Source organism: Sphingomonas sp. (assembly GCF_036388215.1).
In the GTDB taxonomy this organism is placed as follows: domain Bacteria; phylum Pseudomonadota; class Alphaproteobacteria; order Sphingomonadales; family Sphingomonadaceae; genus Sphingomonas.
Map to the genome: position 1 here is coordinate 1 of NZ_DASVSH010000034.1, position 9127 is coordinate 9127.

Consider the following 9127-nt stretch of genomic DNA (forward strand, 5'->3'; position numbering starts at 1 on the left):
AGGCGGATGGGTTTCTGCGCGGCGCGCTGGGCTTGTAAGAAAAAGGGGCGGCCTCCGATGAGACCGCCCCGTTCGATGCCGAGCGCTTCTGCAAGCTCGTCGAATGTGCTCGTAGTCTGCCCGCGGCTTAGCGCGAGTAGAATTCCACGACCAGGTTCGGCTCCATCTTCACCGGATAGGGCACTTCGTCCAGCGTCGGGACGCGGGTGAAGGTGACCTTGGCGGTGCCGTCGGGGGCGACGTAATCGGGGATTTCGCGTTCGGCGAGGTTCTGGGCTTCCATCACCAGCGCCATTTCCTGCGCCTTGCCGCCCAGCGTGATCTCCTGTCCCGGGAACACGCGACGCGACGCGATGTTGCACTTCACGCCGTTGACGCGGATGTGGCCGTGGCTGACCAGCTGGCGTGCGGACCAGACCGTCGGCGCGAACTTGGCGCGATAGACGATCATGTCCAGACGCTGTTCGAGCAAGCCGATCAGGTTCTGCGACGTATCGCCCTTCATCCGGGCGGCTTCGTGATAGCAGGCGCGGAACTGCTTTTCGGTTACGTCGCCGTAATAGCCCCGCAGCTTCTGCTTGGCGCGCAGCTGGATGCCGAAATCGCTGACCTTGCCCTTGCGGCGCTGGCCGTGCTGGCCGGGGCCGTATTCACGCTTGTTGACGGGGCTCTTGGGCCGGCCCCAGATGTTTTCGCCCAACCGGCGGTCGAGCTTGTGCTTGGCGCTATGGCGCTTCGACATTGGTAATCCTTTGCAATACGAACAACGTTGGTTCCGGTAGTCGCTCTGCTGGTCTCTGTAAGGAGGGCAGGGCCACCGCTTCACCGGAGTGCGGGGCCATTGCGAAGGCGCGCGGTTAGCCGCGAGGCCTGGCGAAGTCAAGCTGGTCGGCCACCGGCGCGCCATCCACGGCTGCACCACGCCCGCAAATGCTGGCGGTCGATCCTCTGATCAGCTGGAAGCCTCGCCGCGCATCAGCGCGGGCTACCGTCAACCCCGCTTCCGCCCCCGGCACCGTTCTGCATGCCGCGCTCGCGCGAATCGCGAGCGTTGCTGGCGCGTTCCGACATTGCGTCCCATTGCGCCTTGGTGTGGCACTCCCGCTTTCCCCCCAGAATCGAACCGGTCGTAGCGACCGCGCGGCAGATTTTCTTCTCGGGCTTCTTAGCGAGATCGGCGCTCATGTCTTGGGCCGCGACGGGTGCGGCAAGAGCGATCAAAGCCAGAAAGGACAAGCGGCGCATTCAGAGTTCTCCTGTAAGTTGCTGGCGTGTATATCATATTCGGGGCAGATGCGAAAGTCGCACGGTCGATTGGATCACTTTGCGCGACGCGTCTTGCGTCCCTCTAGCGCCGACAGCACACCGCGCATCGTGCGTATTTCCTGCGAGGACCAGCCCGGCTTGGTGAGCAGGGTGCGCAAGGTGCGCTTGACGGTCGGCACCCTGTCCGGCGGGAAATAGAAGCCGGCGGCTTCAAGCATCGTGTCGAGCTGGCCGAACATGCCGTCGAATTCGGTCTGCGGCGCGGGCGGATCGAGATCGGTGGCCGGCGGACTGGCGAGCGATTCTCCCTTCGACCATTCATAGGCGATGAGGATCACCGCCTGGGCCAGGTTGAGCGAGCCGAATTCCGGATTGATCGGAACGGTGATGATCGAGCGGGCGAGCGCGACATCGTCGCTGGCGAGCCCCGATCGCTCGGGGCCGAACAGGATCGCCGCCCGTCCTTCGGCGGCGCGGATTTCGCGCGCGGCGGCTTCGGGGGTGGCCACCGGCTTGGTGACGCCGCGCTTGCGGACAGTGGTTGCATGGACATGCGCGCAATCGGCGACCGCATCGGCGACGCTTTCGAAGACCTGCGCGCGTTCCAGCACAAGATCCGCACCGCTTGCGGCGGGGCCGGCGGAAGGATTGGGCCAGCCGTCGCGCGGGGCGACGAGCCGGAGCTCGCTAAGCCCGAAATTGAGCATGGCGCGCGCGGCCTTGCCGATATTCTCGCCGAGCTGGGGGCGGACGAGGACGATGACGGGCGGGCCCCCGGTCACGCTTTCCCCGCGTCGCTCACGTTTCCGGCGAATTCCTCGAAATCCCTGGCTTCGCGGAAGTCCTTATAGACGCTGGCGAAGCGGATATAGGCAACGGGATCAAGACCTTTGAGTCCGTCCATGACGAGTTCGCCGATCCGCTGCGACGGGATTTCGCTGTCACCCAGCGTTTCGAGCTGGCGCTGGATGCCTGAGACCAGTCGCTCGATCTGCGCCGCAGTTACCGGGCGCTTGCGCGCGGCCAGCGTGAGCGAGCGGATCAACTTGTCGCGCTCGAAGGGCTCGCGGCGGTCCTGCGATTTAAGCACCGTGAGATCGCGCAACTGGATGCGCTCGAAGGTCGTGAACCGCGCCGCGCAAGCTTCGCACTGCCGGCGGCGGCGGATCGCGGAATTATCCTCGGTCGGCCGGCTGTCCTTGACCTGGCTGTCGTCATTTCCGCAAAACGGGCAGCGCATTTACTTGGTCAGCCTTTTGAAGGCGACGTATCCTGCGCCGAGGGTTGCTCCGATGGCCGGCCCGATCAGTGGAAGCACTGCCCCAGCAACTGCTCCTAGAGCTGCGCCGGCGGCGACTTTCTTGCCAATATCACTTCGGAGGGCCTCCGCACCCAGATTTCGAGCTTCAACTGCCGTGCCCTTGGCGAATTCCACGGCTGCTTCGCCTAGGTTGGCGGGGTCTCCGTCGCTCGGCGCGCGCTTCACTCGCTTGCCGCAGTGATTGCAAAAGCTCGCGTCGCCTTGGATGCTGCCGCCGCATTTTGTGCAACTTTCGAGGCGAACGATATCTCCGTCCACCTCAGCCCTCCGGATAAATCGGAAAGCGTTCGCACATTGCACGGACGCGCTCGTGGACGGCCATTTCGACTTGCGCGTCGCCAGCCTCGCCATTCTTGCGCAGCCCTTCGAGCACGTCCGCGACCATGTTTCCGATCTCGCGGAATTCGCCCGCGCCGAAGCCGCGGGTGGTGCCCGCGGGCGAGCCGACGCGGATGCCGCTGGTCTTGACCGGGGGCAGCGGATCGTTGGGAATGCCGTTCTTGTTGCAGGTGATCCCGGCGCGCTCGAGCGCTTCGTCCGCGTCCTTGCCGGTGACGCCCAGCGGCGTAAGATCGATCAGCGCAAGATGCGTATCCGTGCCCCCCGAGACCACCGCTGCACCGCGCTCCTTGAGCGTCGCGGCCAGAATCTTGGCGTTCTCGACCACGGCCGCAATGTAGCGCCTGTAATCAGGTTGAAGCGCCTCGCCGAACGCGACTGCCTTGGCAGCGATGACATGCATCAGCGGCCCGCCCTGAAGGCCCGGGAACACCGCGCTGTTGACCTTCTTGGCGATGGCCTCGTCGTCGGTCAGCACCATGCCGCCGCGGGGGCCGCGCAGCGTTTTGTGCGTCGTGGTGGTCACGACATGGGCATGGCCGAAAGGCGTAGGGTGTGCGCCGCCCGCGACCAGCCCGGCGAAATGCGCCATGTCGACCATGAAGATCGCGCCGACTTCATCGGCAATCGCGCGGAACCTGGCGAAATCGATGATGCGCGGATAGGCCGAGCCGCCGGTGATGATCAGCTTGGGGCGGTGCTCCCTGGCTAGGGCGGAGACTTGGTCGAAGTCGATCAGGTGGCTTTCGGGGTCCACGCCATATTGGATGGCATTGAACCATTTGCCGCTCATCGCCGCCTTCGCTCCGTGCGTCAGGTGGCCGCCCGCGTCGAGGCTCAATCCCATGATCGTATCGCCGGGCTTGGTCAGCGCCAGCATCACTGCGCCGTTGGCCTGTGCGCCCGAATGCGGCTGGACGTTGGCGAAGCCGCAATTGAACAATTGCTTGGCGCGGTCGATCGCCAGCGTCTCGACTTCGTCGGAGGGGTGGCAGCCCTGATAATAGCGCTTGCCCGGATAGCCCTCGGCATATTTGTTGGTGAAGACGGAGCCCTGGGCTTCGAGCACGGCCTTGGAGACGATGTTCTCGCTGGCGATCAGCTCGATCTGGTGCTGCTCGCGCTTCAATTCATGCTGGACGCCGGCGAACACCGCGGGATCGGCCTCGGCGAGCGTCTTGGTGAAGAAACCGTCGGGCTGGAGCCCTGCCATTTGCGGATTGGTGCTCATGGGTTCGCTCCCTTGCTCAGTTTTTCGACGCGGCGCTGATGGCGCCCGCCCAGGAATTTGGTTTCGAGGAATGCCGTAATGCAGGCCCTGGCCATTTCCGTGCCGATAAGCCGTGCGCCCAAGGCAATGACGTTCGCGTCATTATGCTGGCGCGCAAGGCTGGCGGAAAGCGGCTCGGAGACCAGGGCGCAGCGAGCGGCGGCGATGCGATTGACCGCGATCGAAATGCCGACGCCCGATCCGCACAGAGCTACGCCGAGTTCCGCGTGGCCATCGGCGACGGCTTTGCCTAGCGCATATCCGTAATCGGGATAATCGACGCTTTCGGGGCCATTCGCGCCCAAATCCAACACTTCGTGGCCCGCCGCACGCAACCATTCGGCGAGTTCTGCCTTCATATCGAAGGCGGCATGATCCGAAGCGATGGCGATGCGGCGCGACATGGCGCGCTCCCTACGCCCGACTAGGCTTGCTGGCTAGCTGTGACGACCAGATTGGAGACCCAAATGCGCAAAACTCTGCTTCTCGTCCCCGCGCTCGCGCTGGGCCTTGCCGCCTGTTCCGAAACTTCACAGGGCAATCTGAGCAACTCGCTCGACCGCGCCGGCGAATCGATCGAGAATGTGGCCGACGATGCGGGCGAGTCGCTCGAAAACGGCGCGGATCGTGCGGGCGAAGTCCTCGGCAACGCGGCCGAGGATGTGGGGGAGCGCGCTGAAGGCGTGGGTAACGCGGTCGACAATGCGACGCGCTAGAGGCCCGGTTTCCCTCTCCCATCGATCCAGCCGCGCGCGCGCGCCTGTGGCAGATAGGTTGCGCTGACGGGCACGCGGCGGCCGCCGGCGAGCAGCAGCTCCCAGCGTCGGCCGTCGCGTGCGGTCCCTTCGATCGCGTTCGCCGCCACCCACGCGCCGCGATGCACCTGCATTCCTTCGAGCGCCGCGACTTCTTCCAGCGCGTCGCCGAATCGATAATGAATCAGCGCGCTCGCGCCATCGCGCCGGTGGACGCGGCAATAATGGTCCTCCGCCTCGATCGCGGTGAGCGAGGCCGGGTCAACCCGCGCGCGCTGCAGCAGTCCGCTGGCTTCCGGGACGGGAAGCCTCCAGCTCGGGCGATAGCCCAGCGTGCGCGTGACGAGCAGGATGGTGCAGAACACCAGCGTCCCGATCGCCAATCCTCGGCCCCAGGTGCCCAACAGGTTCGGCATGCCGGTGTCGATGCCGGCCGCGCGGCCGCTGAGCAGCACTTCGAAGGGGATGGGCAGCGACAGGAGCACGCCGCCCATGATAGCGGCGCGAGTCCAGTCCCTCGGCGCGCGCACCATGAAGGCGAACCAGAGCTGCCATTTGAGCGCACTCCAGCCCATCAGCACGGCCCAGAACAAGGCGCGCTGAGCGAGCGGCATCGCGCCGGTGCCGAAGCCGCCGGTCAGCGTCATCAGTGCGCCCGCGGCGGCGCTGGCGATCCAGATAGTCGGGAAGCCCGGCAGCTTGGCGAGCGCCCGTGCACGTTTCGCGAAGCCGCGCGCGCCTTTCGCGAAAGCGCGCTTGTCGGGAGCGAGGCGGGCGAGGGACAGGACGGATCGAACGGCGGGCATCGGCAGGGAAGCTGCCACGCGCCGGGCGCAACGACAATGGAGATTGCAAGATGCTGAAGTTGATGACCTGTTCGCTCGCCATGCTGGGCGCGGTGCTGATGGTGCCCGCGGCGCAGGCGCAGGCGACCGATACGGCGGCGATCGCGGCGCAGAAGGAAGCGATGAGGAAACTCGACTGGATGCACGGCGTGTGGCGCGGCCCCGCAGTGAGCCAGACGCCCCAGGGCGCCCATGAAGTGACCCAGACCGAGCGGATCGGCTCCTTCCTCGACGGCACGCTCACCGTGATGGAGGGCAAGGGCTATAATGCGGATGGCAGCGTCGGCTTCAACGCGCTGGGCGTGGTCTCGTACGACGCGCAGGCCAAATCCTATTGGTTGACGAGTTGGGCACTGGGTCGCGGCGGCAAGTTTCCGATGACGGTGACGGACGCCGGTTATGTCTGGGAAATCCCCACCGGCGCGATGACGATCCGCTACACGGCTACGCTTGCCGACGGGACTTGGACCGAAGTGGGCGATTATATCGCGCCGGGCCAGCCTGCGCGCCCGTTTTTCAAGATGACGCTCAAGCGCGCGGGCGACAGCGCCTGGCCGTCGGCGGGCGGCATCACGAAGGAGTGAGGCTGGCTTGCCGCGCCAAGCCTGATTAGGCTGGGCGCGATGTGGAGGCGGGCGAGTCTATATGGGGTGTTGCTGGGCGTGGGAACGCTCGCGCTCCAATGGCTGGATTATCAAAGACTCGCCCGTGCCCATACCGGCGACATTTACATCTTCCTGATCGCTGCGGCCTTCCTGGCGCTTGGCGTCGTGTTCGGCATCCGCCTTGCCGCCCCACGCCAGGCAGCGTTCGCGGGAAATCCCAAGGCGCTCGCGGCGCTCGGCATCAGCCCGCGTGAGCTGGCGGTGCTCGAACAGATCGCGGCTGGCCGATCGAACAAGGAGATCGCCGACGCGCTCGGCGTCTCGCCGAATACGATCAAAACGCATGTCGCGCGGCTGTTCGAAAAACTCGGGGCGGAGCGGCGGACCGATGCGGTGGCGCGTGCGCGCGAGCTGAGGATCGTGCGCTGATAGTTCCCCTCCCTGAAAGGGAGGGGTTAGGGGTGGGTTGCGTCCAGGCGGTACTGAAGCCGAACGCGCGTGCAACCGTATCGCGTGCAAAGACCCACCCCCGACCCCTCCCTTTCAGGGAGGGGAGAGGCCTATTTCACGAAAATCACCCGTTCGGGCGATTGCTCCCGAGGCTTGATGCGCGCCCGATCGCGGCGCAACATCGCCAAGAGGGGAAATGCCATGAAGAAGATTTTGATTCCAGGCCTGATCGCCGGCGGCTTTGCCGGAATATGGGGCTGCTTGATGTGCATCGGCGGCATCGAGGTTTCGATGAGCCTGGGCATGACGATCGGCTATCTTACGATGCTGATCGGGCTGACCGCCGTGTTCCTGGCGATAAAGCGGAGGCGCGATGTGGATCAGGGCGGTGTGATCCGTTTCTGGCCGGCCTTCGGGCTGGGGCTGGCGATCAGCCTGGTCGCGGGGATCGTCTATGCGCTGATGTTCGAAGCGACGCTGGCGATGTTCGGCTTCGATGCGTTCGTCGAGCGCATGCTGGTCATGTCGAAAGAAGGTGGCGCCACACCCAAGGAAATCGCCGAAATGCGGGAGTTCTTCAGCGGCAGCTATGCGAACCCGCTTGTCCGCATCTTGATCTCGATCGCCGAAATGCTTCCGGTGGGGGTGCTGGTCTCACTGATTTCGGCCGCCCTGCTGCGCAATCCGCGCTTCATGCCGGCGCCTGTCGCCTGACCGATACGGAGCTCAGGCCGCCCGCCTGAGCTCCAGCCGGCCCCAGATCTCGACGAGCGCATCGACCAGTTCGCGCATCATCGCTTCGTCATGCGCGGGGCCCGGGGTGAAGCGCAGCCGCTCGGTGCCGCGGGGCACGGTGGGGTAATTGATCGGCTGGACGTACACGCCATATTCGGCGAGCAGCACGTCGCTGATCTTCTTGGCCTTGACCGGATCGCCGACCATCAGCGGCACGATATGCGTAGTCGAGGGCAGGACGGGCAACCCGGCATCGGCCATCATCGCCTTGAGCTTGGTCGCGGCTTCGTGCTGGCCTTGGCGCTCTTCGCTCGATGCCTTGAGATGCCTGACGCTTGCCAGCGCCCCCGCGACCAGCACGGGCGACAGGCTGGTGGTGAAGATGAAGCCCGGCGCATAGCTGCGGATCACGTCGATGATCATCTGGTCCGCCGCGATATAGCCGCCCATCACGCCAAACGCCTTGCCCAGCGTGCCTTCCAGGATGGTGATCCGGCCGGCAACCTCGTCGCGCTCCGAAATACCGCCGCCGCGTGGGCCATACATGCCCACGGCATGGACTTCGTCGCAATAGGTCAGCGCGTTATATTTGTCGGCCAGGTCGCAGATCGCGGCGATCGGCGCGATATCGGCGTCCATCGAATAGACGCTTTCGAAGGCGATCAGCTTGGGTGCGCCCGCATCGTCAGCGGCGAGCAGTTCCTCGAGGTGCGCCAGGTCGTTGTGGCGGAAGACGCGCTTCTCGCAGCCCGAATTCTTGATGCCCGCGATCATCGACGCGTGGTTGAGCTCATCCGAGAAGATCACGCAGCCGGGAAGCAGCTTGCCCAAGGTCGAGAGCGTCGCCTCGTTCGAGATATAGCCCGAGGTGAAAAGGAGCGCCGCCTCCTTGCCGTGGAGATCGGCGAGCTCGGCCTCGAGCTCGATATGATAATGCGTGTTGCCGCCGATGTTGCGCGTGCCGCCGGAGCCTGCGCCGACATCGTGCAGCGCCTCCTCCATCGCCTCGATGACCTTCGGATTCTGGCCCATCGCCAGATAATCGTTGGAGCACCATACGGTGACCGGCTTCGGGCCGTTATGGCCCGCGAAGCAGCGCGCGTTGGGGAAGCTGCCCTTGTTGCGCAGGATATCGATGAACACGCGGTAGCGTCCTTCGGCGTGCAGCCGGTCGATAGCCTGCGCGAAGATGCGTTGATAGTCCAAGAGCCTTCCCCGACGGTCGCGCCGCCCATAGCGGAAACGGGGGGCGCAAGGCCAGTGAAAACGCCTCGCAACTAGGGCCGGCCGCTGCCTTCCACGAGCCTCAGCCCATATTCGGCCATGCCTCGGCGATATGCCTCCAGCTTCGGGTCCCAGCGGGTGAAAAGGGCAATCCCCTCGCCGGGCTGCTCCGGCCAGGCAATTTCGCGGGTAAGCCAGGCGGTTCGGCGGGCGATGCCCTCGTTGCCGTCGACAAAGGCGAGCGGCCACGGCGCCGCGCCGGCCAACTCCTCCGCTACCAATGGGAAATGCGTGCAGGCGAGGACGATCGTATCCAT

General features: G+C 65.1%; 13 protein-coding genes and 1 pseudogene. 4 read left to right on the plus strand and 10 right to left on the minus strand.

What is annotated here, in order from left to right; all coding sequences use genetic code 11:
* Positions 1 to 127 precede the first annotated feature (127 nt).
* From rpsD to rpiB, 7 genes are all read right to left on the minus strand, one after another.
* Positions 128 to 742 carry a 30S ribosomal protein S4 gene (gene rpsD / locus VF617_RS16405; protein WP_331015992.1) on the minus strand — a complete coding sequence of 205 codons (615 nt, stop codon included), beginning with the start codon at positions 740 to 742 and terminating at the stop codon, positions 128 to 130.
* A 233-nt stretch (positions 743 to 975) separates the two neighbouring features.
* A complete protein-coding gene (locus tag VF617_RS16410) occupies positions 976 to 1245 on the minus strand; it encodes a hypothetical protein (protein ID WP_331015993.1) in 270 nt (89 codons plus the stop codon).
* 74 nt (positions 1246 to 1319) lie between these two features.
* A complete protein-coding gene (locus tag VF617_RS16415; RefSeq protein WP_331015994.1) occupies positions 1320 to 2048 on the minus strand; it encodes an RNA methyltransferase in 729 nt (242 codons plus the stop codon).
* Positions 2045 to 2506, minus strand: a complete 462-nt coding sequence (gene nrdR / locus VF617_RS16420) for a transcriptional regulator NrdR (protein WP_331015995.1) — start codon at positions 2504 to 2506, stop codon at positions 2045 to 2047. Before nrdR ends, VF617_RS16415 begins: the two co-directional genes overlap by 4 nt.
* Positions 2507 to 2845 (minus strand): hypothetical protein, encoded by a 339-nt coding sequence (locus VF617_RS16425; RefSeq protein WP_331015996.1) that lies wholly within the window; start codon positions 2843 to 2845, stop codon positions 2507 to 2509.
* Between the two features lies 1 nt (position 2846).
* Positions 2847 to 4157, minus strand: a complete 1311-nt coding sequence (glyA, locus tag VF617_RS16430; RefSeq protein ID WP_331015997.1) for a serine hydroxymethyltransferase — start codon at positions 4155 to 4157, stop codon at positions 2847 to 2849.
* Complete coding sequence (rpiB, locus tag VF617_RS16435; RefSeq protein WP_331015998.1) at positions 4154 to 4600, minus strand: ribose 5-phosphate isomerase B; 447 nt, start codon at positions 4598 to 4600, stop codon at positions 4154 to 4156. The genes glyA and rpiB overlap by 4 nt, the downstream gene beginning before the upstream one ends.
* Positions 4601 to 4663: 63 nt before the next feature.
* On the opposite strand from rpiB, the gene VF617_RS16440 reads away from it, so the two are divergent.
* Positions 4664 to 4912 carry a hypothetical protein gene (locus VF617_RS16440; RefSeq protein WP_331015999.1) on the plus strand — a complete coding sequence of 83 codons (249 nt, stop codon included), beginning with the start codon at positions 4664 to 4666 and terminating at the stop codon, positions 4910 to 4912.
* On the opposite strand, the gene VF617_RS16445 is transcribed toward VF617_RS16440, so the two are convergent.
* Positions 4909 to 5775 carry a LytTR family DNA-binding domain-containing protein gene (locus VF617_RS16445; RefSeq protein WP_331016000.1) on the minus strand — a complete coding sequence of 289 codons (867 nt, stop codon included), beginning with the start codon at positions 5773 to 5775 and terminating at the stop codon, positions 4909 to 4911. The two genes, VF617_RS16440 and VF617_RS16445, sit on opposite strands and share 4 nt — an antisense overlap.
* 32 nt (positions 5776 to 5807) lie before the next feature.
* On the opposite strand from VF617_RS16445, the gene VF617_RS16450 reads away from it, so the two are divergent.
* The 3 genes from VF617_RS16450 to VF617_RS16460 all read left to right on the plus strand — a co-directional run bounded on the left by VF617_RS16450 (position 5808) and on the right by VF617_RS16460 (position 7565).
* Positions 5808 to 6380, plus strand: coding sequence for a DUF1579 domain-containing protein (locus VF617_RS16450; RefSeq protein ID WP_331016001.1), 573 nt, complete (start codon positions 5808 to 5810; stop codon positions 6378 to 6380).
* A 39-nt stretch (positions 6381 to 6419) separates the two neighbouring features.
* On the plus strand, positions 6420 to 6830 hold the full coding sequence (locus VF617_RS16455; protein WP_331016002.1) for a helix-turn-helix transcriptional regulator: 411 nt from the start codon (positions 6420 to 6422) through the stop codon (positions 6828 to 6830).
* A 222-nt stretch (positions 6831 to 7052) separates the two neighbouring features.
* Positions 7053 to 7565 carry a DUF4199 domain-containing protein gene (locus tag VF617_RS16460; RefSeq protein WP_331016003.1) on the plus strand — a complete coding sequence of 171 codons (513 nt, stop codon included), beginning with the start codon at positions 7053 to 7055 and terminating at the stop codon, positions 7563 to 7565.
* Between the two features lie 12 nt (positions 7566 to 7577).
* Here the strand turns inward: VF617_RS16460 and hemA are convergent, their stop codons facing one another.
* Together hemA and VF617_RS16470 are read right to left on the minus strand one after the other, a co-directional pair.
* The gene (gene hemA / locus VF617_RS16465) at positions 7578 to 8792 is read right to left on the minus strand and encodes a 5-aminolevulinate synthase (protein ID WP_331016004.1); all 1215 of its coding nucleotides are present in this window, start codon (positions 8790 to 8792) and stop codon (positions 7578 to 7580) included.
* Positions 8793 to 8863: 71 nt separating this feature from the next.
* Positions 8864 to 9127 (minus strand): annotated as a pseudogene (locus VF617_RS16470) (glutamate racemase); the annotation flags it as partial.